The sequence below is a fragment of the Adhaeribacter soli genome (genome assembly GCF_008727925.1).
Taxonomy (GTDB): Bacteria; Bacteroidota; Bacteroidia; order Cytophagales; family Hymenobacteraceae; genus Adhaeribacter_A; species Adhaeribacter_A soli.
In genome coordinates this window covers 457,974-481,378 of record NZ_VTWT01000003.1, presented here as the reverse complement: position 1 = coordinate 481,378, position 23,405 = coordinate 457,974, and the positions used below count along the sequence as shown (strand labels likewise).

Here is a 23,405-nt window from a genome sequence, read left to right as displayed (position 1 = left end):
GGGCTTTACTTTTTTTTGTTTCAGTGTACCGTTTCCGGGAATATAAACTCCGTTAAGGATGTGAACAAATTTACTTTAAACTACTACAATTGTCATTCTGGAAGAAACCTGTGAGTCCGGAGCACAGAACTCACAAGTTGCTTCCAGAATGACAGAGGGAATGATATATTATCAATACTAAATCTGTCCCCTTACTTATTTGATCTTGCTTTTATCGATCGGAACCGCGCTTAAGAATAGTTCTTTCGGCACCATGTTGGTAACTACAATATGGGAAACCGACAAGGTATCGTCTTTGGAATTGCGGTTGCTTGCCAGCTTTATGCCTTTATAATCTTTATAGTCGGCCCAAAGGCGCACGAAGGACGGCTCTTTATCTTCTTTACTGCCGTAAAAGGCCCATTGCGCCGGCAATTTGGTTTCCTTATCGATGTATAGATCGTGCATATTATCCGGGGTGGCGCCGGCATCTTTAAAGGTAAGGTTCAGAATATCTGCCTTCCGGCCGCTCATGGTAGTGCCTTCGCCTTTGTATTTCAGGGTAACGCCGGCATCCTTCAGTTTATAAGGCATGGCCAGAAAATAAGCGCTGCTCAAAAACTGAATATGCGCTTGGTTAAGCTTGCTGAGGGTCTTGTTCTGATCCTGAATGCGACGGCCGTTTACAAAAACCTGCCCTATCGGCTGGCTCAGGTGAAAAATGGAAACCGTATTATCTTTCTCATGGCGCACCAGGTTTTCTTTTTTATCCCAGATCTGGTACTGGCCGAAAAAGGTCCAGGCAATAAACCGGGCATCTTCCCAAGCCTGGTAACCGCCCAGCTTTTCCATCATTTCATCCGCAATTTTAATTGCTTTCTTATCCGATCCTTTTTCATCGAAGCCTTCGGCCGCGGGGTAAATTTCGTGGGAGTTGCAGCCTGAAAAAGTAAAGAGCGCGAAAAGCAAAATAAGCTGCACCGGTTTTGCCAACCGGGCCGTTACCTGGAATTTATTCATGATTGGTTATGCGTAATAATAGTGTTTTGTAAAGGGGTTCAGATAGAGGTCGGAAAAAAGGACCAAAAGTATGCTTCCAAAGATAAATAAATAACTTTTTTTTCACTTACCGAAATCCTTTCTTTCTCCTTGCTTTGTCGGGTAACTGTAAAACTGCGTCAACTAATTAATTATTGCAGTCGTATCTAGGACACTGATAATACCATGCACTTTACCCGACCTGTATATGCCCAAGATTACCGCTAAAGCCGCCCTCTCGCTGAGCAAAAATGCGTTCGACGAGTTCATGAACAATAACTCTTTCCGGCTGGCTGCCGCATTGTCGTACAATACCATCTTCTCCCTACCACCCCTGCTGGTTATTATTCTCATTGCCGCCGGTTCTATTTTTGGCGAGGAAGCCATGAGCGGCGAGCTTCATTCGCAGGCCCAGGCTGCCCTGGGCGCGGAGGCGGCCAAGGAAATTCAGTCCATGATTGCCAGCGCCAGCCAGCTGAAAAAAAGCGGCCTGGCTGCCGTGATCGGCATCGTGATGCTGATCTTTGCGGCTACCACCTTCTTTATAACCCTGCAAGACTCGCTCAATACCATCTGGAACATAAAACCCAAGCCCAAAAGCGGGATCATGCAGATGGTAAAGGCCCGCTTTTTGTCTTTCGGCCTTATTTTAAGCGTGGCTTTGCTGCTTTTGGTGTCGTTTGTAGTAAGCGCGGCCCTGACCCTTTTTTCCGACTACCTGCGGGAATTGCTTCCGGATGTGACCGTCGTTTTATTCAAAATACTGGACTTTATTATTTCGGTTGGCATAATTACCGCCTTGTTTGCCCTGATCTTTAAATACCTGCCCGATGCCATTATCCGCTGGAAGGATGTGTGGCCGGGCGCCCTGCTTACGGCTTTGCTTTTTGTGATCGGCAAATTCCTGATCGGCTGGTACCTGAGTTTCTCGGATGTGGGGTCGGCTTATGGCGCGGCCGGTTCGGTTATCATCATTCTGGTCTGGATCTATTACTCCTCGCTTATCGTTTTCTTCGGCGCCGAATTTACCCAGCAATACGTGAACCGCTTCGGCGCGAAAGTCCGGCCCAAAAGTTATGCGGTACACTACGTAATTAAGGAAGAGCCTTACGTAGATCCGGATGTGGCTAAAGCGGGCCGGCCGGAAGCAGAAGGACGGTTCCGGGAGTAAAAACCGGAACAACCGGAGTACGCATTGCAATTAATTTGCTTAAATTCGGAAAAATTCTGACCTCAGACTCCCATGCGTTTCCCGGTTTTTCTGCTTAAAAAGCTACTGTTTTTCACCTTGCTGTTGGCGGCCTGGCCGGTACTGGGGCAAACCCTGCAGGATCAGAAAGTTTTGCCCGTAAGCCCGGTCGTAGGCGAAGTAATAGACCTGGAAGAAAAGATCAGGTATAATCTTTTCCCTTTCGCCGATTCGGCTACGTTCCAGATCGGAAGGTTTCTGCAAACGCCGGACGGCATTATCTTGGAAATAGTAAAACGGAACGGCAAAATAGATTACCGGCCTTATACCCAAAGCGAATTTGAACTTACCGGCCAGCTGATAGAAGCGCGTGCTAAAAACAGTACTGTGCCGCCGCAAAAAACGCCTGCTCCTGCTCCGGCAGTTCCCGTTCCCGCCCAATCCGACACCAGACCTGCCGCAACTGCGCTTTCGGGAAAGGTGTATTACGTAATTCTGAGCAACGGCATGAAGTTCTTCGGCACCGTTGCCGAAAAACGGGCTTCGGAATACGTTTTCAATACGGAATATTTTGGAACGATTACGGCTACTTTCGGGAATATCCGCTACATGAAAGAAGTGGAAAACCGGCTTAAAAGCGGTTACTACTGGGTACCGAACCCGCACGACAGCCGCCTGTACTTCGGCCCGACCGGCCGGGGCATTCCACGCGGCGAAGGCTACGTTCAAACCATTTACGGTTATTTAAATTCCATTAACTACGGCATAACGGACAACATCTCTATAGGCAGCACTTTTTTGCTGATGCCTTTCCTGCCGCTGGAAAATAATATTTTTGCCCTAACGCCTAAGATCAGTTTTCCGACCACTGAAAATACCAACGTGGCCGGCGGCGTGCTTTTTGTCAATTTCCTGGAAGAGCAATTCGGTTTGCTCTATAGCGCCGGAACCTACGGCAATAAAAGCGACCATATTACGGCCGGTATCGGTTTCGCCTTTTTTAACGGCAATGTTTCCAGCACCCCGCTGGTAATGCTGGGCGGGGTAAAACGCATGTCGAACCGGCTGGCATTTATGAGCGAAAATTATATCCTTTCCGTTCCCGGCGACCGAACCTATGGCTTTGGCTTATACGGTTTGCGCTTTATCTGGCCCCGCACCAACCTGGATCTGGGCGGCTTCTACGCCGCTTACTCCGGCAACCGCCACGACAGCGGCCAGATCGTTTCGTCGTATTTCATTCCCATTTATTACAGCTTCACGTTTAAACTTGGCAACCGTAAGGGTATTGGCAAACTGGAATAAACAAAAAGCCGGAAACTACAAGCGTAGTTTCCGGCTTTGGTTTTTAGCCTGAAAATGCTACTCTTTTCAGCTAAAAAGTAAGAGTATGTTTTCAGGAAGAAATATTTACTTCACTACTTCCACCCAACCTTTCCAGGCTTTTCCTTGAGCAGTAAAGAAGTAGTAATAAATTCCGGAGCTTATATTTTCCGCCTTCCAGTTGTTGAGATAATTCTTAGTTTGGTAAACTTCCACGCCCCAGCGGTTAAAAATGCGGAGCTCATGCTGCGGGTACCACTTCAGGTTCTCAATTACAAAAGCATCGTTCTTTCCGTCGTTGTTTGGCGTGATAATGTTGTAGATAATTAGATCAGGCTCGCCGGAGATTTCCACTTCCAGGCTTGCACTTCCCCATTTACAGCCAGCGGCATTACTTTCCGTTACGGTAATGCTTCCGGTGCCGGCTGCTCCCCAATTCACTTCAATGCGGCTGCTTCCCTGCCCCTTTTCTATTGTGCCGCCGCTTATTTGCCAGTCGAACTTGTTTCCCGGCACTGGGTCTTTTACTGAATAAACCTGCTTTTCGGCATACGTATGAACCTGAAGCGGACCTGATATTGACAGAGGCTTGGGCTTAGGCAATACCGTTACTTTTACGTAAGCCGTATCGGTGCGGCAGGTGCTGCTGCCAATTACCATGTAAGTAGTAGTTTCAGTTGGATTTACGATCGGGTTAACTAAAGTATCGGATAAAGGAATTAAGCCATTGGCTGGTTTCCATTTGAACTGTTCCGCTCCCGCTCCATAGGCGGACAGCTGCACCGAATCACCCTCGCAGATTACGTTGCGGTAAGCCTGTGCCTGCAATTTATCGGCATTCCGGAAAATGGTTTGGTTTAGAGTAGGTAGCGAGACAACACCTGCATAGCTATTTATAGGTATTGCCTTATACTTAACCTTAGAGGCAGTACCATAAAAATTCGGACAGCTGATCTCGCTTAAATACTTTCCAATTCCCGTAAAATAAAGCTTTCCATCTATTCCTATTTGGATATCTCCAATTGCTGCCGAATCATTTTGAAAAACAATATTGCGGGATTGCTGCACCTGCGCAGCATTACCTAATGCGAGATCGAACTGAAATATGGTTCCATTGTAGGGATAGCCGTTATGACCTACGGTACCGGCATATAATTTTGAATTATCGGGCGAAAAGGCAAAGGAAAATAACGGATACAAGCCACTTGCCGAAGCCAGGGAATATCGATACGTAGGCACACCGGTGGTTCGATTAAAATCGAAAAGCACTACGGTTGGATTTACTCCCTGCAGTCCATTTACGGCAACCATTTCGCTGTTTAAAGATGCCTTCAGCTTACTCTGAGTGTCGAGCGGCGTTGTAATTCTGGTTAACACCGGTGCCTGAATGCCTGCAGAATTTACCTGATAAGCAATGGCAGTATCACATTTATTGGTTAAAGCTAGTACCCAGGTATCGCGGTTATTGCTATGCATTAAAGCGGTTAGCTTCATTGCGCTTACGTTCCGTTTTAGTAATTGCCTGGAATTTGGCACTACATCGCCAAAACCATTATTCAGGCGCATATCTATCTGCACCTGATACAGATTGGGACTGACAGATGGCCAGCTATTCTTTATTCCATCTATAAAAAAAAGGTAATAAATGTTCGAGTCAGCAGGGCTTTTTACAATCATATCAGCAAAAGAAGCTCTGGTAGGCAAATCTGCTAAAAGATCGCCGTGCGGCATCTGCAGGTAAGCGCCATTTACTATTTGCCGGCTGCCAACGTTACCCTGGTAACTAAAAAAAAGCAATTGGCCGTTCCTGTCGCTTATGGTTGAAACCCCAAAACCATGGAACTGGTTATTCAGAAATGTAACAGAAGAAAGGGCCGGATTCTTTCCGTTAAAATCAAGCCTCAACTGGTAGGGTGAATTCCCCATTATCCAATTGGCTCCTTCTTTCTGCTGCGCAAAGGAAATATAACCAGCAAAAATAAAGCAGATAAAACCGAGCAGGATCCGGGGCAGGTTGAGCGTAATCAATTCTCTTCAGGATTTAATTTCAGAAAGGCTATTTAACTGTAATGATAACAAAAATCAGATAAAAGTTGCAAACTGACTCTGTTAAACCGAAAGAATGTTCGTTCTGCCGCTAGCTGCTACAAAGCATTAATCCTGGCAAAAAAAAGGCACAGCCTGCTGTTGCAAATTGTGTTTTATATTGGTAGGATTTTGGGCTTAAAAGGTGCAGAAATGCCGCTTCCTGGCAGGTATTACTTCACTACTTCCACCCAACCTTTCCAGGTTTTTCCGTTGGCCGTAAAGAGGTAGTAGTAAATTCCTGAACTTACCTTCTCCCCTCTCCAGTTGTTGAAGTAATTCTTGCTATGGTAAACTTCCATGCCCCAGCGGTTATAGATGCGGAGCTCGTTTTGCGGGTACCACTCCAGGTTCACGATCACAAAGGCATCGTTCTTACCGTCGTTGTTTGGCGTGATGATGTTGTAGATTACAGGGGCCGGTCCATCCAAAAGCGCTACAGTTAAACGGGTTCTTTGGCCGCTGCAGCCTGTTGCCGGGATCTCTGCCACGCTCACGCTACCAACGCCCGCAACGCCCCAGTTTACCCGAATACGGTTTGTTCCCTGGCCTTCTGCTATTTCGCCGCCGTTTACCTGCCAGTTAAATGCACTGCCCGCTGCCGGGTTCAACACATAATATTCCTGCCTTTCGGAAAGCGAGTGAACCTGAACCGGACCGGAAATAGAAACGCCCGGGAGCTTCGGCAGCACCGTTACTTTCACGTAAGCTGTATCGGAGCGGCAAACGCTGCTGCCGATTACCATGTAAGTAGTGGTGGCAGTTGGATTTACTACCGGGCTGGCCAGCGTATCGGCAGGTGAAGTTAGACCGTTAGCCGGTTTCCATTTGAACTGCTCGGCACCTGCGCCGTAGGCAGACAGCTGTACCGAATCGCCTTCGCAGATCACGTTGCGGTAAGCTTGTGCCTGTAATTTACCGGCATTCCGGAAAATGGTTTGGTTTAGGGCAGGCAAAGCCGGGCCGCCATTCACTGCTTTCAGGTTAATGCCCTGAAATTGAAACCGGCAGGCAGGGCCATAAGAATTGAGGCAGTTGATCTTACTTAAATACTGATTCTTATACCCGGCAATATTGCTTTTATTATACCCATCGATTAATAAATACACCTTACCATCAATTGCCAGTTGCATATCCAGTACTCCGGTATAATCGGTAGTATGGTAAATAACATTCCTGGACTGCTGCACCTGGGCGGCATTGCCGGCAGCTAGGTCGAACTGGTATAAAGTGGTATTAGGGGATATTTGTACAAATGAGCTTGTACCAACATAAAGCTTTGAATTATCGGGCGAAAAAGCAAAACTGGCCATCGGGTACCAGAAATCAGTTGGTGGCAGGGAATACTTGTGGCTAGGCACCCCGGTACTACGATTGAAATCAAACACTTCTAAGGCTGGATCAATGAGGGTACCTTGCTGAGTTTCTTCACCAAGTACCACAAACATTTCGCTGTTTGGAGATGCTTTCATCCGGCTAAATATCCCTAAGGGCTTTGCCGGTTTGCTTTTTACAGCCGGCATAATACCGTTAGGAGTTACTAAATGAGCTGAAAGGCTATCATTTTTGGGAAAAGAACCACCCTGGCACAGTACCCAGGTATCGCGGTTATTGCTGTGCAATAAGGCTGTAAGTCTCCCGCCATTTACGTTCTTTCTTACTAACTGCCGCGAATTAGGCACTACATCGCCGTAGCCGTTATTCAGCCGCATATTAATCTGAACACTATAAAGGTTGCATCCATCTAAGGCATAATTCGTTGAATCAGTTACAAGCACAGTATAGAAAAGATAGTAAACATTGGAATCAGCCGGGCTTTGCACGATCATTTCAGCCGTTGTACCTGATTGGTAAAAAAAACTGGCAGTTAGATCACCATTGGGCATTTCCTGGTAGGTTCCGTTTACTTTTTGCCGGGTAGCCACATGCCCGCCCGAGCTAAAGAAAAGCAGGTTCCCGGTTTTATCGCTGATCGAAGCCACACCAATTGCATTTGTATCGAGATAAGAAAAGGTATTTACGGTAGGCTTCGGGTAATTAAAATCCAGGTGAAATTTAGTGCCGAACATCCAATTTGAGCCTTCTTTAAACTGAGCAAAAGAGTTTTGAGCAATTAAAATAAAGCAGGTGCAACCAAGCAGAATCCGGAGCAGTCGGGGTGAAATCAATTTTCTTCAGGTTTAAATTCCAGAAAAGGTATTCAACTGTAATGATAACAAAAATCAGATAAAAGTGTCAAACGGATTCTGTTAAAAAAAAGAAAGAATGTTTGCTCTTCCGATAGCTGCTACAAAGCATTAATCCTGGCAAAAAAAAGCACAACCTGTTGTTGCAAATTGTGCTTTATAGTGGTAGGGTTTGGGGCTTAAAAGATGCATTAACGCTGCTCTCTGGTCGGTATTACTTCACTACTTCTACCCAACCTTTCCAGGCTTTCCCGTTGACAGTAAAGAGGTAGTAATAGATTCCGGCGCTTACCTTTTCCGCCTTCCAGTTGTTGAGGTAGTTCTTGCTCTGGTAAACTTCCTTGCCCCAGCGGTTAAAAATGCGAAGCTCATTTTGCGGGTACCACTTCAGGTTCTCTATTACAAAGGCATCGTTCTTTCCATCGTTGTTGGGCGTGAGGATATTGTAAATGATCAGGTCGGGTTCGCCGGAGATCTGGACGGGCAACTTTGTCACTCGCTTGCAGCCGGCAGCATTGCTCTCCGTTACGCTGACAACTCCGGCACCTTCATCTCCCCAATTAACTAAAATGCTGGCTTGTCCTTGCCCGGATGCTATCGTTCCGCCAGTAACTTCCCAATAGTAACTATTCCCGGCAGTTTGATTGTGCACCAGGTACTGCTGTTTTTCTGCAAACGTATGAACCTGCTGCGATCCCGACATTACCAATGGCTTGGGTTTGGGCAGTACGGTTACTTTCACGTAAGCCGTATCGGTGCGGCAAGTGCTGCTGCCAATTACCTTGTAAGTAGTGGTGGAGGTTGGATTTACTACTGGGTTGGCTGATGTATCGGCAGGAGAAATTAAGCCATTGGCCGGTTTCCACCGGAACTGCTCTGCGCCTGCGCCATAAGCGGATAGCTGCACTGTATCACCTTCGCAGATCGTATTCCGGTACGCCTGGGCCTGTAATTTATCGGCATTCCGGAAAATAGTCTGGTTTAGGGCTGGCAGGGTTCCGCCTCCAGAAACTGCAGTTAGCTTTACACCTTTAAGTTTGAACCGGCTAGCGGCGCCATAAAAGTTTGGGCAGCTAATCTGGCTTAAGTAGGCACTATCTATTAAAAGATACAGCTTACCGTCTATAGCCAGTTGGATATCAAATATTCCTGAATAATTGGCTCTGTTAAAAATAACGTTTCTGGATTGCTCTATCTGTAAAGCACTCCCGGCTGCCAGGTCGTACTGAAATAAAGTCGCATTCAGGGGATTAGTGGCATCTCCGATGGTACCGGTATAGAGCTTGGAATTATCGGGTGAAAAAGCATACGAAAAGAAAGGGTATCTGGAATCTGGAGAAGGGAGTGAATATTTATGGGTTGGCACTCCGGTGGTACGGTTAAAATCAAACACCTCTAGGCTTTCTACTGCCCCATGGGGGTTATAGCCTCCTATTACCAGCATTTCGCTGTTGGGCGATGCTTTCATCCGGCTAATATAACTTAGGGGTTTGGCAGATTTGGTGGTTACCCCTGCCATTATGCCACCTGAAGTTAATAAAAAAGCGGAAATACTATCGTTCGTGTAATTGGGGGCCAGAATCCAGGTATCGCGATTGTTACTATGCAATAAAGCGGTAAGCTTAAAATTTCCTGCGTTTCTTCTTAATAAATGCTTTGACCCAGGCACCACATCGCCGTATCCATTATTCAACCGCATATCGATCTGTACGCAAAACAATGCCGGGTAAGGAATAGGCAACTGTAAATCTCCGGTAGTATAAAACAGGTAGTAAATATTGGAATCTGCCGGACTTTGTACGATCATCTCTGCCCAAGTGCCTTGGTTTGGTGTTGCGGAAACTAAATCTCCGTTCGGCATTTCTTTATAGGCGCCATTTACTTTTTGCCGCGTAGCGACCCGGCCATTGGAACTAAAAAAGAGGAGGTTGCCATTTTTATCGCTTATAGTAGCAACACCTACGGCTACTGTACTGTTAAAGAAAAAGGAATCTACCTTTGTCTTCGGGCTATTAAAATCCAGATGAATTTTAGTGCCAAATAGCCAGTTAGCGCCTTCTTTAAACTGGCCATAGGAATTCTGGACAATAAAAATAAAGCAACTAAAAACAAGTAGTAAGCGGAGCAGGTTGAGCGTAATCAATTTCTTCAGAATTAAATTTCAGAAAGGCTATTCAACTGTAATGATAACAAAAACCAGATAAAAGTTGCAAACTCGTTCTGTTTAAACCAGAAAATGTTTGTGCTGGCGACAGCAGCTTTAAAGCGTTTATCTCCTGACAAAAAGAAAAAGCACAGCCTGCTGTTGCAAACTGTGCTTTAAAAATGGTAGGATTTTGGGCTTAAAAGATGCATAAATGCAGCTTCTCGGCAGGCATTATTTTACCACTTCCACCCAGCCTTTCCAGGTTTTTCCTTGGGTAATAAAGAGGTAGTAATAAATTCCGGAGCTTACCTTTTCAGCCTTCCAGTTGTTGCGATAATTTTTGCTCTGGTAAACCTCCATGCCCCAGCGGTTAAAAATGCGGAGCTCGTTTTGCGGGTACCACTTCAGGTTCTCTATTACAAAGGCATCGTTCTTTCCGTCGTTGTTTGGCGTGATAATGTTGTAAATAATCAGATCAGGTTCGCCGGAGATTTCCACTTCCAGGCTTGTACTTCCCCATTTACAGCCAGCGGCATTACTTTCCGTTACGGTAATGCTTCCGGCGCCGGCTGCTCCCCAATTCACTTCAATGCTGCTGCTTCCCTGCCCCTTTTCTATTGTGCCGCCGCTTATTTGCCAGTCGAACTTGTTTCCCGGCACTGGGTCTTTTACTGAATAAACCTGCTTTTCGGCATACGTATGAACCTGAAGCGGACCTGATATTGACAGAGGCTTGGGCTTAGGCAATACCGTTACTTTTACGTAAGCCGTATCGGTGCGGCAGGTGCTGCTGCCAATTACCATGTAAGTAGTAGTTTCAGTTGGATTTACGATCGGGTTAACTAAAGTATCGGATGAGGGAATTAAGCCATTGGCCAGTTTCCATTTGAAGTGGTCTGCGCCTGCGCCATAAGCGGATAGTTGCACCGTATCGCCTTCGCAGATCGTTTGCCGGGTGGCCTGCGCTTGCAACTTACCGGCGTTCCGGAAAATGGTCTGGTTCAAGGTTGGTAAACTATACCCTTCGGTTTTTCCGTTAAGATCTACCGTGTTTACCTGAATGTTACAGGCCGGGCCATAAAAATCAGGACAGTTTATCTGCGCTAAAAATGCAGGTTCGGTATACAGGTAAAGCTTCCCGTTAATAGCTAATTGCATATCGTAAACACCCGAAAAATTAGTACTATTATAAACTATGTTCTGCGATTGTTGCACCTGGGCAGTATTTCCGGCCGCCAGGTCATATTGGTAAACGGTTGCAATTTTAGGCAGGCCTGTATGCCCGGAGCTTCCCGCGTAAAGCTTGGAATTATCTGGTGAAAACGCGAAAGAAAATAATTGGTAATCGAGGCTGGGGGTTGGAAATGAAAACCGAAGGGTGGGTACGCCTGTGGTTCGGTTAAAATCATAAAGCTCCAGGTGCTGAACTCGCTGGCCTGCAATTAATTTGTAAGCGACCACTACAAACATTTCACTATTTGGCGATGCTTTCATCCGCGAGCTACTAAAGGGCGTGGTTACTTTCGTTTTAACCGGTGGCAAAATACCCGTTGGAGTAACCAAATAATTGAAAATAGTATCGCTTACCCCGGCACCCGGAACCGAATTAGCAGCGCTAACCCAGGTATCGCGGTTATTGTGGTGCAGGAAAGCAGTAAGGTTATACGGACTTACTTTTTTCCTTACGAGTTGCAGAGAATTAGGCACTACATCGCCGTAACCATTATTCAACCGCATATCTACCTGCAATTGGTAGAGATCTACGCTTGTACTGATCGCCCTTTCAAACTTGGTAAAAAACAAATAATACAGGTTTGAATCGCCCGGGCTTTGCACGATCATTTCGGAATAAAGAAGGTCAGGAACTTTCCCCGAAAAAAATTTACCGTTAGCCATCGGTTGATAGACTCCGTTTATCTTTTCCCGGGTAGCAATTTTTCCTCCGGAGGTAAAAAAAAGCGGATCCCCGTTCTTATCGCTAATGGCTGCTGCCCCGGCAATGCCCGTGGCCAGGCTGTCTACCTTAATAAATGAAAAATTAGTTACTACCGGTTTCGGCACATTAAAATCCAGATGAACCCTGCCCGCAAAAAACCAATTAGCACCTTGCTTTTCTTGCGCAAAAACGCCTGGCATCGATAAATAGCCAAAAAAAACAATACAAAATACCGGGAATAATTTACGCACACCCATATTTCCAGGATAAGATTTTCTGAGGCTGAAACTACCTTCGTAATATTAACAAATTTTGAATAGAAGTAAAAGATTTTCCTTGTTAAGCAGAGCTGACCAAATGCTATCCTGCAGAAAATGAAATCAGATGCTTGTAAAACAAAAAAAGCGCAATCTGCTTTTGAGCAAATTGCGCTTTAAATTGCTACTTTTTCCAGCTAAAAATAAGAATACGTTCTCAGGAAGAAAGCTTTACTTTACCACTTCCACCCAACCTTTCCAGGCTTTCCCGTTGGCAGTAAAGAGGTAGTAGTAAATTCCGGCGCTTACATTTCCAGCCTTCCAGTTGTTGAGGTAATTTTTGCTCTGGTAAACTTGCATGCCCCAGCGGTTAAAGAGGCGGAGCTCGTTTTGCGGGTACCACTTCAGGTTTTCTATTACAAAAGCATCATTCTTGCCATCGTCGTTCGGGGTGATGATGTTGTAGATGATCAGGTCAGGTTCGCCGGAGATTTCCACTTCCAGGCTTGCACTTCCCCATTTACAGCCAGCAGCATTACTTTCAGTTACGGTAATGGTTCCGGTACCGTTTGCGCCCCAGTTCACTTCTATGCGGCTGCTTCCCTGTCCTTTTCCGATACTCCCACCGCTTACCTGCCAGTCGAACTTGTTTCCCGGCACTGGGTCTTTTACTGAATAAACCTGCTTTTCCGCATACGTATAAACATGAAGCGGACCTGATATTGATAGAGGCTTGGGTTTGGGCAGCACAGTTACTTTTACGTAAGCCGTATCGGTGCGGCAGACGCTGCTACCAATTACCATGTAAGTAGTAGTTTCCGTTGGATTTACTACCGGATTGGCTGATGTATCGGCAGGAGAGGTTAACCCGTTTGCCGGCTTCCACCGGAACTGCTCCGCACCTGCTCCATAAGCGGATAACGGTACCGAATCGCCTTCACAGATCAAATTCCGGTATGCTTGTGCCTGCAGTTTACCGGCATTCCGGAAGATGGTTTGGTTTAAGGTGGGCAACGATCCGCCATTTACCCGACCTGGCAATTTTATTCCTTGTGTCTGGAACCGGCATGCCGCACCATAGAAATCAGGGCAATTAATCTGGCTTAAATAGGTGCTGTCTATTACTAAGTATATTTTGCCGTCTATCGCTAATTGCATGTCAAAAACCCCATCCGATCTGGTTGTATTATAGATCACATTCCTGGATTGCTGCACCTGTGCATTATTTCCGGCTGCTAAATCGAATTGGAAAACAGTGGCGTCGTTAGGAAAACCGGCATAGCCGATAGTACCTGCATAAAGCCTGGAATTATCTGGGGAAAAAGCAAATGAAAACAAAGGATAACCAACAACAGGAGGTGTGAGTGAATATTTGAGGCTTGCAGTCCCTGTGGCCCGGTTAAAGTCATAAATATCCATGCCCTCTATTCCCGAACCAAGTATATTACCTACTGCAAACATTTCGCTATTGGGAGAAGCCTTCATGCGGCTGAAAGGTGAAAAGCGATTTGATGGTTTTGAAACAACTGGCGGCATAATACCACCGGGAGTTACCAAATAAGCCAAGATACTATCGCCAGCATAATTCGTGCACCCAACCCAGGTATCGCGGTTATTGGAATGTAAAAGTGCCGTAAGCTTAAAATGGGCAACTTCCTTTTTCAGTAATTGCAGAGAGTTAGGTACCACATCGCCATTCCCATTATTTAACCGCATATCTATCTGCAAATAATAGAGGTTCTGGTGAGAAATATTATTTACGAACTGATATCCTACAAAAAACAGGTAGTATAAATTGGAATCTGCGGGGCTTTGCATGATCATTTCAGCCAAAGTAGATTTTGGAAAAGGTCCGGTATGAAACGCACCATTAGGCATGGCCTGGTAAATACCATTTACTTTTTGCCGACTAACAGCATGGCCTTTAGACGTAAAAAAAAGCAACTCCCCATTTTTATCGCTGATTGCAGCAACCCCTTTCAGCATGGAATCTACTGCCATAAATGAAAATGCATCGATGCGGGGTTTAGCCCTGTTAAAATCTAAATGAATGTTACCGCCGAAAAGCCAGTTTGCCCCTTCCTTATTCTGGGAAAAGGCGTCTGAAGGGGCAAAAAGCATGAATGCAATAAGGAAAAGCGAAAGAAATCTGCTCATATTTTGTTCCTTCAAAGTTTAACCCCACAGAGAATAAACATTAAGTTTAGAGTAGTAAGAGTTCTAAATACAAATAAATGAAATTTGCGCTGTTATAAAAATAAAACATAAACGCTTAAATGCCCCCACATTAATCGCTATTTATCTTCAACTGAAAAGAAAAAGCACAGCCTGCTGTTGCAAACTGTGCTTTAAAATGGTAGGGTTTAGGGCTTAAAAACCCTGTTTCTTATTTCTCCTTAATCGCCAGCTGACCGCAAGCCGCATCGATGTCTTTGCCGCGGCTCCGGCGCACGTTTACCTGCACACCCCGGTCGGCTAAGTAGCGAAGGAATGGCTCCAGCGTTTCATCCTGGGCTTTGGTAAAGCTGGCGCTTTCGATCGGGTTATATTCCAGAATGTTGATCTTACAAGGTATAAGTTTAGAAAAGGCCAGCAATTCTTTGGCATCTTCCAGGGTATCGTTAAAGCCGTTAAGTAAAATGTATTCGTAGGTTACTTTGCGGCCGGTTAGTTCGTGGTAATAAAGCAGCGCTTCTTTTATGGCCGAAAGCGAATTGGTTTCGTTTATCGGCATAATCTCGTTGCGCTTGGTATCGTTAGCCGCGTGCAGACTCAAAGCCAGGTTTGCTTTAATGCCATCGTCAGCCATCTTTTTGATCATTTTGGCAATGCCGGCGGTGCTTACTGTAATTCTTCTGGCCGCCATATTCAGGCCATCGGTAGAGGTTATCATCTCGATGGACTTCATCACGTTGGCATAATTCAGCATCGGTTCACCCATACCCATGTACACGATATTGGTAAGCGGCGTGCCGTACTGCTGTTGGCATTGCTCGTTTATGCGAACCACCTGATCGTAAATTTCGGCGGCTTCCAGGTTCCGGATGCGGTCCATGGTGCCGGTAGCGCAGAACTTACAGGTTAGCGAACAACCCACCTGGCTCGAAACGCAGGCCGTCATGCGCTGCTCATGCGGAATGAGCACGCCTTCCACAATATTATTATCGTAGAGTTTGAAAGCCGATTTTATGGTACCGTCGTTGCTGAGCTGTTTGGTAGCCACCTGCACGGCATTTATGGAAAAATGCGCATCCAGCTTTTCCCGCAGGGGCAGGGCAATATTATTCATTTCCGCAAACGTCTGGGCCGAATTTTTCCAGATCCATTCGTACACCTGTTTGGCGCGGAAAGGCTTTTCGCCGTTTTCCTGCATCCAAGCCTTCAGCTCGTCCAACTTCAGCTTGCGGATGTCCTTTTTATTTAAAATCTCAATGTCAGCAATCAGTTCCATACCGCAAAGATACAAAATTTGCCGCGCTTTAGTTTCCATCCATTGCCGTTGACTAAAGTCAACGGCAATGGATAATTGTCTGAACACGATTTTCAGGATTAGATTGATTTACAGGATCTCTGCAGAAGTTGAAATAACCACCCCAACCCCTCCTTGAAAAAGGAGGGGAGCTGGGCATTGCTACTTTATAATGAAGCGCCAATAGCAAATGGTATACTTTTAAGCTTCAAAAGGCAATTTGAAACAGGAACCGAAAAGCTCCCTCCTTTTTTCAAGGAGGGGTTGGGGGTGGTTGCCTTCGATGCAGAAACGCTCTCTTTAGAAAGGAGATTACAGCGCAGGAAGAGTCAAAAATTCCTGCCCATCCCAAAAATCCTGAAAATTGTGTTCAGACAAATTTGCTTTAGCTGACAGATAGCTTTTCAGCCGCTGCTTCCGGCAAAGCCATCAGTTTGCGGGTGGTATAATCAAAGCACAACAGGCCGGTTTTGGCGTGCGCAATTTCCTTTCCGTGCTGGTTCGAAAAATGGTAGTACAGGTCGAAGCCATACTTGTTCAGATCGGCGGCGGCCACTTTAACCGTAAGCACATCGCCATAAAAACCTTCACCTTTATATATAATGGCCGAATCGGCCATGATCAGTCCTGCGCCTTCCAGGTTCAGTTCGGAATAGCCCAGACTTTTAAGGTACTGCACCCGCGCTTCGTGCACCATGCTTAAGAGGGCGTCGTTGCCCAGGTGCGCGCCGTAGTTCAGGTCGGTAATACGCACCGGAATTTCGGTCTGGAAAGAAAATTTAGCAGGTAGCTGAAGCTGAATACGGGCCATTTGAAATAAATAATTGCATAAAATAAAGTACAAGGAAAATAAAACGGTGAATTAACAAAAATAATTGATACGGTTTTCAGGCAGGCACTATTACCGTTTTTAGCCCCGGAAACATTCCTTTAAGCGCTTTTAGCTAAAACTTAAGCTGCATTTATTTCATGCTTCTGATCCGGTTTTATTTTTTTATAAGAATTACGAACATTTCCCTGCAACATTCCCGCAACTTGGGTAGTCAATAAAAATATCGGTAATTTCGGGAAATGAAAGTAGAAGTAAAACAAACCAACGACGGTTCCCATACTTTATACGTGCCGGCCCTGAATGAGCATTATCATTCGGTGCATGGCGCCTTGCAGGAAGCCCTGCATGTATTTATAAAACATGGCCTGGAACCGGTTTTGGCAAACGCTACCACCCCGATAAACCTGCTGGAAATTGGTTTTGGCACCGGCTTAAACGCGATACTAACGCTGCAGGCTTTTTTAACCCAAAAGCATAGTGTTTTATACGATACGCTGGAAAAATACCCGCTCCCGGAAGAAGTAATTGCGCAGCTGCAGTTCGAGAACTTTATTCTGAATCCGGAACTGCTTGCTTATTTTAGAAAGCTGCACGCTGCACCCTGGAATACGGAAGCTGCCATACGGCCGAACTTTACGCTGCAAAAGCTGCATGCCGATCTGGAAAACTTTGCTTTGCCTGCGAATACGTACGACCTGGTTTATTTCGATGCTTTTGCCCCGGAAAAGCAACCCGAACTCTGGACCGATGAAATATTTGCAAAGATCGGCCAAGCCTTAAAACCCGGAGGCGTACTGGTAAGCTATTGCGCCAAAGGGAGTTTTAAGCGGAGTTTGAAAGCCGCCGGCTTAACAGTGGAAGCCCTGCCGGGGCCACCGGGAAAGCGGGAAATGACCCGGGCAAGAAAATGATTTTCACGCTATTCCGTGTTTTTTATTTGCTCAACTATTCGGCTAACCGACTTTTTTTAGCTGATTGTTTTTTTTGAAAATAATATCTACATTTGAAATTGACAAAACATTCTTCAAAACCAAACTAATACATGATGAAAAAATTACTTTTTCTAGGCTTAGCATTTTCTGCCAGCTTAGGGGTAAACGCTCAGGATGCTCTCAAAGCACGTGTAGACCGCAATGCTTTAAAAGCAGCAGCGGCAACCAAACACATCCCGGGTGAAACCAGCACCTCAAAGCCTACTAAAGCGAATGCTTCAAATTCTAAAAAGGCCCAGGCTCCAGGTAGCCTTGGAACGCAGATCGGAAAGACCTATTACGATCTGATGTCTAACTCTTCGGTTGGCAACCGTACTCTCCGTCATGCAGACGGTACGATCTCTGCCGTTTGGACCGAAACCTGTACCGGCGGCCAGAACCCTAGCTTCAATTCACGCGGCGCCGGCTACAACTATTACAACGGCACTACCTGGGTAGAAGGCCCTACAAGCACGCCAAATGTGTTTAACGGCACTTGTAACGACCTGTACGGCGTGGCTTCCAAGCGCACCGGCTGGCCGGAAATTGTTTTGTTAAACAACAACAAAGAAGCCATCATTACCCACTCTAACGATGGCCTGAACATTACCAGCCGTACAACCAAAGGCACCGGCGGTTTAGCTGCCTGGGGCGCCACTACGGACCTTGCTTTTTCTAAAAACATTGGCGGCGTAACCGGCAATGCAGGCACCTGGCCACGGGCAGCAAGCAACCGCGATACGCTTCACGTTATTTATGCGGTAAACAACACTACAACTCCTGCAAACGCCACTATTAACGGCATTCAGGTTCCTATGGCTTATGCCCGTTCTACCAATGGCGGTACTACCTGGGATAAGCAGAACGTTTACCTGCCAGGTTTAAAAGGCGTACAGGCCAACGACCCATCTTCTTACTCTTCTGAAAGCTTTTTCGGAATTGGCGGCGATGACTATGCTATTGCCGTTAAAGGCAAAACTGTAGCTATCGTAACTGGCTCTATGGGTGATCCTTGGACCCTGTGGAAGTCTACTGACAACGGTACAACCTTTACGCGCACCCTGATCCACGCTATTACTCCGCTGGACACCATGCACGTGAACAACGCTGACTTAGATACAGCTGCACTTACTAACGATGGCGGTCATGCAGTCGTAATCGACAACAATGGTCAGGTTCACGTTTGGGCTGGCTTAATTCTGTCTGCTATTCAGGTAAAACCAAAACCACTTTCTGCTGGCGGCGGTACTTATTTCCGTAGCAAGAGCTCTTGGTTTGCCAATGCAACTTCCGGTTTATTATACTGGAACGAAGGCATGGGCTCTAACATCCCTAAATTTGAAGACCTGCTGATCGCTGACCTGGAAGATGTTCACCCAGATAACTCTGCCGGCGATTTCTTTGGTACTGGTAGCTCTGCTGCCGGCACAAACAGACCTTATGGTGCACTTGGCCTTGTTTCAATGCCGAACGCAGCTGTTGGCGCCCCGGGCACTCCATTTGCCAATAAATTATACCTGGTTTATACCGCTATGGTAGAAGGTACTTCTAACAACCTTACTCCTACCGGCCAGGGCTTCCGCGACTTATACTTCATGGTACGTGAAAACAACGGAACCTGGGTTGGCCCGGTAAACATCACCCGCAAACTTGATCTGGAAGGAAATGGCACCAGTGCCGCAGAAAACTTCTATGAAAGCGTATTCCCTTCTGCACATCACGAAGTTGCTGCCGACGGCAAACTGCACTTTACTTTTATGTCCGATGATGAGCCGGGCATGACCTTAGGTGCTGATGCTGACCAGGAAGATGAGAATGCGATCATGTACTACGCACTTGATGTAGTTGGCATTGTATCTGGTACGAAGAAAGAAGTAGCTGCTAACGTAAACAGCATCTCTGCTTATCCGAACCCAACCAATGCTAAAGTTACCTTCAACATCGACCTGAAGAAAAACGCAAACGTTTCTGTACGCGTTATGAACATCATGGGTCAGGAAGTGGCTAACATCTCTGCTTCTCAGATGGCTGCCGGTAAAAACGAAGTTTCTGTAGATATGTCTAAATTCGCGAACGGCGTTTATTTATACACTGTATCTTCCGACAACTTTACTGTAACCAACCGTATTGTAAAGCAGTAAGCTTTAAGCAATAACTTTTAACAAAAAGCCCCCCGAAGATCTTCGGGGGGCTTTTTTATTGCCATCTGGTTAAACAACACAAATCCTTATTCTATACTTTTCAGCTTAAAACCGGTACTGTTCTTCCGGGGTGATGCAATAATTTAACGGAATGTCGGCCTCGTGCACATCAGAGATCAAATCTACCGGCGGGAAAAGCGATAAGCCGATCTTTACAACATCAGGACGGCACCTGTTCAGAAAGCGGTCGTAATAGCCTTTTCCGTAGCCGACCCGGTGTCCCTGCAGATCGAAAGCAATTAAAGGCAGCAGCACCATATCCATTTCCGTTTCTGCAACCGGGGTGGCATTTACCGGCTCAGGTATTCCCCAGCTGCTTTCCTGTACTTCGGTTTGCGGCGTAAGCAGGTAATGATCCAGCTCTTCGGTTTCAAAATTGGTTACCGGCACTACTACCCGTACTTCTGGAAAATCCTGCCACAGTTTTCTAATGATTAGCCAGGTATTTATTTCGCAGTTCTTCAGAATGGGCAGGAATACGTGTACGGTAAGCGGCGCCTCCGGCTTGAAACTTTCAAAGTAACGCTGGCAAATTCTTTCGCTTCCATCTTTCACTACCTCAAGGCTGCATTGCCGGCGTTTGGCCAGGTATTGTTTTCGAAGTACGGCTTTTTGCATCAGGCTTCCTCCTCCAGAATGGTGAACTGGTTATTAAACGGATCGAAGGCCTGCATCAGGTTCGCGATAAAATCCGGGTTGTTGGCATAGATCGAAAGGACGTTATCGCTCCGCTCCTGCAGGCTTCCCTCCGGGAATAGTTTTTCTTTCAGGGTGGCAAGCTGCTTGAAAACGGTTTCATGTTTATTCTCCAATGCCTTGCTTATCCGTTTTTCCAGCGCCGATAAGGCATTCTGAACTTTCTGGGCTTCAGCGGCTACCAATTTTTCGAGCGTAGGTTCTATGCTTACGGCCAGCTTTTCTACTTCCTTAAATATTTCGCCTAGCTGCTGCTGCTGTTGTTCCAGGCTTACCTCTGGCAAATTCAGGTGTTCGCTTACCTGCTTTTTCAGCGTATTTAGATCGAGGAACATTTCTTCAGGCGGCAGGCCGAGCTTGTGCATGCGCGCTGCATTGGTTTTATTCAGGTATAAGGCCGAATTGCGCAGCATCAGGATCGGGAAAGGCACCTGGTAATATTCGAATACTTTTTTAAGCTGCAGCCAATAGGCCACCTCTGCTCCGCCGCCAATATAAGCCAGGTTCGGCAACAGCATTTCTTCGTAAAGCGGCCGCAATACCACATTCGGGCTGAATTTTTCCGGATGTTCCTGGGCCAGCTTTTGCATTTCTTCCACCGAAAACACCAGGTCCGTATTCAGTACTTTAAATTTTCCGTCTTCGGCTACGATCCGCTCCCGAAGGCCATTTTCCAGGTAGAAAAGGTTTATTTCGCGGGCCGTTACCTGGGGTTTGTAATAGGCTGCCAGGGTTTCGTTCGTACGGTTCATTAGCTGAAAAGAAAGCTCCTCGGTCAGTTCCTTTTGGATTACCGGCACGAGCACTTTTTTCAGTTCCGGTTCGTCGGCATCCAAAGCTACCAGACCATACTCGCCGAAAAGGGCATTCACAATTTTGCGGGTAGCCTCGGAAAGGGTGGCACTTTCGCGGTACGCACTTTCAAAAACCGGGAATTTCTCAGGTAATTCCGCCAACAGGGTTTCCAAGCCTTCCAGGCTAAACCTGCCAACGGCGCCCTTCTGCTCGGTTTGCCATTCGTAGCGTTTTCCGAATACGTTAAAGTGGTTGATCTCGGCAAAATCGTGGTCTTCGGAAGCCATCCAATACACCGGCACGAACTCATATTCCGGGTAAGCTTCTTTTAATAGCCGGCAGGTTTTAATGGTGCTTACAATCTTATACACAAAGTAAAGCGGGCCGGTAAAGAGATTCAGCTGATGTCCGGTGGTAACGGTAAAGGTTTTTTCCTGCCGCAACAATGCCAGGTTCAGCTCCAGCGCCGGACTTTTTTCCAGCTTTACATACTGTTTTTCCAGCACGTTTACCAGCGTTTCCCGTTGGGTTTGGGGGAAATCCTGCTTCTCTTTTATCTGAGCTTCGAAGGCTTCCAGCGTCGGAAAACGGTTTAGGAAAGACTTTAAATGCGGTTCCTGAGAAGTATAATCGACAACCAGTCTGGAAAAAGCATTGGTGGCAGCGTAAGGCAGGTAAGATATTTTCATGCGGCGCGTTAAAGGATTTGAAATAGTACGGAAACCTCGCTTCTGAAGACAAGCATTTGTCATTCAATAAAAGGCGGCAATTCCGGTTTCCGGCGGAAATTACTGCAAAGTAAACTCAAAATTGCCCATAAAAAAACCTCACCAGCTTTTAATCTCCGGTGAGGTTTTTTTATTAAATCGGTAGCGTTATGGCTTACAAAACTACATCGCCGTACAGGTCGAAGTCGGTAGATTCAGTGATCTTTACGTTGGCAAAATCGCCGATGCGTACGTAGGTATTGGTAGCAGGCACAAGCACTTCGTTGTCTACTTCAGGAGAATCGAACTGGGTGCGGCCTACGAAGTAGCCGCTTTCTTTCCGGTCGAATAAAACTTTATAGGTCTGGCCTACTTTTGCTTCGTTCAGCTCCATGGAAATTCCCTGCTGCAGCTCCATAATGGCATCGGCCCGTTCCTGTTTCACTTCGTCCGGCACGTTGTCTTCCAGGGTATAAGCGTGGGTATTGTCTTCGTGCGAATACGTAAAAATGCCTAAACGATCGAAGCGTGTCTGTTCTACGAAATCGTAAAGCTCTTCGAAATCTTTCTGGGTTTCGCCCGGATGGCCTGCAATAAGGGTCGTGCGTAAGGCAATTTCCGGTACCCGCTGACGAATCTGATCTACCAACTCAATAGTTCTTCTTTTGGAAATACCGCGGCGCATGGTCTTCAGCATGTTGTCGGTAATGTGCTGCAGCGGCATATCTAAATATTTGCACACGTTTTCGCGTTCCGCCATCACATCTAAAACTTCCATCGGGAACTGGCTTGGGTACGCGTACTGCATCCGGATCCATTCAATGCCCGGCACGTCGGAAAGGTTTCTTACCAGATCGGCCAGCTTGCGTTCGCCGTATTTCTCCAGGCCATAATAAGTTAAGTCCTGGGCAATAAGTACCAGTTCTTTGGTTCCCATTTTGGCCAGACGCGAAGCTTCTTTTACCAGATCATCAATAGAACGGTCTACATGCTTGCCGCGCATTAAGGGAATGGCGCAGAAAGAACACGGACGGTTACAGCCTTCGGCAATCTTGAAATAAGCAAAGTGCTTAGGGGTAGTTAACAGGCGTTCGCCGATTAATTCATGCTTGTAATCGGCTTCTAAGGTCTTTAAAAGTTGCGGCAATTCCAGCGTACCGAAAAAGGCATCCACCTGCGGAATTTCGGTTTCTAAAGAATCTTTGTAACGCTGGGAAAGGCAACCGGTAACGTATAATTTATCGATCAGGCCGCTTTCTTTGGCATCGGCGTACTGCAGAATGGTATCGATGGATTCCTGCTTGGCATTGTCGATAAAGCCACAGGTATTTACAATAATGATATTGGCATCGTCTTTATCCGATTCGTGGGCAACATCGAAATCGTTGCCCCGAAGCTGGCCCATGAGCACTTCCGAATCCACTAAATTCTTTGAACAACCCAGCGTAATAACGTTGACCTTGTCTTTCTTTAAACTTCTTACTTTCACTTCCTACTTTTTACTGCCGAAAAATTATGCAAAGGTACGCATAAAGCAGCACATTTAAGCGCTTCGGTTCCCTGCTTCCGGAAGCAACAACTGAACCACTTCAAAA

General features: G+C 46.2%; 15 protein-coding genes. 4 read left to right on the top strand and 11 right to left on the bottom strand.

The genetic code is table 11. The features are described from left to right. Positions 1 to 195: 195 nt before the first annotated feature. Positions 196 to 999: a hypothetical protein gene (locus F0P94_RS08130; RefSeq protein WP_150903376.1), complete on the bottom strand. Its 804-nt coding sequence runs from the start codon at positions 997 to 999 to the stop codon at positions 196 to 198. Positions 1,000 to 1,225: 226 nt separating this feature from the next. Here F0P94_RS08130 and F0P94_RS08125 point away from each other — a divergent pair, with 226 nt between their 5' ends. Both F0P94_RS08125 and F0P94_RS08120 read left to right on the top strand, forming a co-directional pair. Beyond that, positions 1,226 to 2,188, top strand: a complete 963-nt coding sequence (locus tag F0P94_RS08125) for a YihY/virulence factor BrkB family protein (protein ID WP_150903375.1) — start codon at positions 1,226 to 1,228, stop codon at positions 2,186 to 2,188. A 72-nt stretch (positions 2,189 to 2,260) separates the two neighbouring features. After that, positions 2,261 to 3,511 carry a hypothetical protein gene (locus tag F0P94_RS08120; protein ID WP_150903374.1) on the top strand — a complete coding sequence of 417 codons (1,251 nt, stop codon included), beginning with the start codon at positions 2,261 to 2,263 and terminating at the stop codon, positions 3,509 to 3,511. A gap of 105 nt (positions 3,512 to 3,616) precedes the next feature. On the opposite strand, the gene F0P94_RS08115 is transcribed toward F0P94_RS08120, so the two are convergent. From F0P94_RS08115 to F0P94_RS08085, 7 genes are all read right to left on the bottom strand, one after another. Next, the gene (locus F0P94_RS08115) at positions 3,617 to 5,557 is read right to left on the bottom strand and encodes a T9SS type B sorting domain-containing protein (protein WP_150903373.1); all 1,941 of its coding nucleotides are present in this window, start codon (positions 5,555 to 5,557) and stop codon (positions 3,617 to 3,619) included. Positions 5,558 to 5,787: 230 nt separating this feature from the next. Beyond that, positions 5,788 to 7,683: a T9SS type B sorting domain-containing protein gene (locus F0P94_RS08110; RefSeq protein ID WP_150903372.1), complete on the bottom strand. Its 1,896-nt coding sequence runs from the start codon at positions 7,681 to 7,683 to the stop codon at positions 5,788 to 5,790. A 331-nt stretch (positions 7,684 to 8,014) separates the two neighbouring features. Next, positions 8,015 to 9,943 (bottom strand): gliding motility-associated C-terminal domain-containing protein, encoded by a 1,929-nt coding sequence (locus F0P94_RS08105; RefSeq protein WP_150903371.1) that lies wholly within the window; start codon positions 9,941 to 9,943, stop codon positions 8,015 to 8,017. Positions 9,944 to 10,177: 234 nt separating this feature from the next. Continuing rightward, the gene (locus F0P94_RS08100; RefSeq protein WP_191906968.1) at positions 10,178 to 12,007 is read right to left on the bottom strand and encodes a T9SS type B sorting domain-containing protein; all 1,830 of its coding nucleotides are present in this window, start codon (positions 12,005 to 12,007) and stop codon (positions 10,178 to 10,180) included. Between the two features lie 363 nt (positions 12,008 to 12,370). Further along, positions 12,371 to 14,296 carry a T9SS type B sorting domain-containing protein gene (locus tag F0P94_RS08095; protein ID WP_150903369.1) on the bottom strand — a complete coding sequence of 642 codons (1,926 nt, stop codon included), beginning with the start codon at positions 14,294 to 14,296 and terminating at the stop codon, positions 12,371 to 12,373. A 229-nt stretch (positions 14,297 to 14,525) separates the two neighbouring features. Next, entirely contained in the window at positions 14,526 to 15,590 is a 1,065-nt protein-coding gene (gene rlmN, locus F0P94_RS08090) for a 23S rRNA (adenine(2503)-C(2))-methyltransferase RlmN (RefSeq protein ID WP_150903368.1), read from the bottom strand. Positions 15,591 to 15,993: 403 nt separating this feature from the next. Continuing rightward, complete coding sequence (locus tag F0P94_RS08085) at positions 15,994 to 16,419, bottom strand: acyl-CoA thioesterase (protein WP_150903367.1); 426 nt, start codon at positions 16,417 to 16,419, stop codon at positions 15,994 to 15,996. A gap of 260 nt (positions 16,420 to 16,679) precedes the next feature. Here F0P94_RS08085 and mnmD point away from each other — a divergent pair, with 260 nt between their 5' ends. Together mnmD and F0P94_RS08075 are read left to right on the top strand one after the other, a co-directional pair. Continuing rightward, positions 16,680 to 17,351: a tRNA (5-methylaminomethyl-2-thiouridine)(34)-methyltransferase MnmD gene (gene mnmD / locus F0P94_RS08080; protein ID WP_150903366.1), complete on the top strand. Its 672-nt coding sequence runs from the start codon at positions 16,680 to 16,682 to the stop codon at positions 17,349 to 17,351. A 131-nt stretch (positions 17,352 to 17,482) separates the two neighbouring features. Next, positions 17,483 to 19,552 carry a T9SS type A sorting domain-containing protein gene (locus F0P94_RS08075; RefSeq protein WP_150903365.1) on the top strand — a complete coding sequence of 690 codons (2,070 nt, stop codon included), beginning with the start codon at positions 17,483 to 17,485 and terminating at the stop codon, positions 19,550 to 19,552. Between the two features lie 105 nt (positions 19,553 to 19,657). On the opposite strand, the gene F0P94_RS08070 is transcribed toward F0P94_RS08075, so the two are convergent. The 3 genes from F0P94_RS08070 to rimO form a co-directional block, all read right to left on the bottom strand. Continuing rightward, positions 19,658 to 20,230 carry a 5-formyltetrahydrofolate cyclo-ligase gene (locus tag F0P94_RS08070; protein WP_150903364.1) on the bottom strand — a complete coding sequence of 191 codons (573 nt, stop codon included), beginning with the start codon at positions 20,228 to 20,230 and terminating at the stop codon, positions 19,658 to 19,660. Continuing rightward, on the bottom strand, positions 20,230 to 21,792 hold the full coding sequence (gene bshC, locus F0P94_RS08065) for a bacillithiol biosynthesis cysteine-adding enzyme BshC (protein WP_150903363.1): 1,563 nt from the start codon (positions 21,790 to 21,792) through the stop codon (positions 20,230 to 20,232). The genes F0P94_RS08070 and bshC overlap by 1 nt, the downstream gene beginning before the upstream one ends. A 193-nt stretch (positions 21,793 to 21,985) precedes the next feature. After that, positions 21,986 to 23,299: a 30S ribosomal protein S12 methylthiotransferase RimO gene (gene rimO, locus F0P94_RS08060; protein WP_150903362.1), complete on the bottom strand. Its 1,314-nt coding sequence runs from the start codon at positions 23,297 to 23,299 to the stop codon at positions 21,986 to 21,988. Positions 23,300 to 23,405: the final 106 nt, after the last annotated feature.

Bases quoted from the DNA above. Each gene is read 5' to 3' on its own strand.
- F0P94_RS08130 (WP_150903376.1), bottom strand. From the start codon at position 999: ATGAATAAATTCCAGGTAACGGCCCGGTTGGCAAAACCGGTGCAGCTT.
- F0P94_RS08125 (WP_150903375.1), top strand. From the start codon at position 1,226: ATGCCCAAGATTACCGCTAAAGCCGCCCTCTCGCTGAGCAAAAATGCG.
- F0P94_RS08120 (WP_150903374.1), top strand. From the start codon at position 2,261: ATGCGTTTCCCGGTTTTTCTGCTTAAAAAGCTACTGTTTTTCACCTTG.
- F0P94_RS08110 (WP_150903372.1), bottom strand. From the start codon at position 7,683: ATGTTCGGCACTAAATTTCACCTGGATTTTAATTACCCGAAGCCTACC.
- F0P94_RS08095 (WP_150903369.1), bottom strand. From the start codon at position 14,296: ATGAGCAGATTTCTTTCGCTTTTCCTTATTGCATTCATGCTTTTTGCC.
- rlmN (WP_150903368.1), bottom strand. From the start codon at position 15,590: ATGGAACTGATTGCTGACATTGAGATTTTAAATAAAAAGGACATCCGC.
- F0P94_RS08085 (WP_150903367.1), bottom strand. From the start codon at position 16,419: ATGGCCCGTATTCAGCTTCAGCTACCTGCTAAATTTTCTTTCCAGACC.
- mnmD (WP_150903366.1), top strand. From the start codon at position 16,680: ATGAAAGTAGAAGTAAAACAAACCAACGACGGTTCCCATACTTTATAC.
- F0P94_RS08075 (WP_150903365.1), top strand. From the start codon at position 17,483: ATGATGAAAAAATTACTTTTTCTAGGCTTAGCATTTTCTGCCAGCTTA.
- F0P94_RS08070 (WP_150903364.1), bottom strand. From the start codon at position 20,230: ATGCAAAAAGCCGTACTTCGAAAACAATACCTGGCCAAACGCCGGCAA.
- bshC (WP_150903363.1), bottom strand. From the start codon at position 21,792: ATGAAAATATCTTACCTGCCTTACGCTGCCACCAATGCTTTTTCCAGA.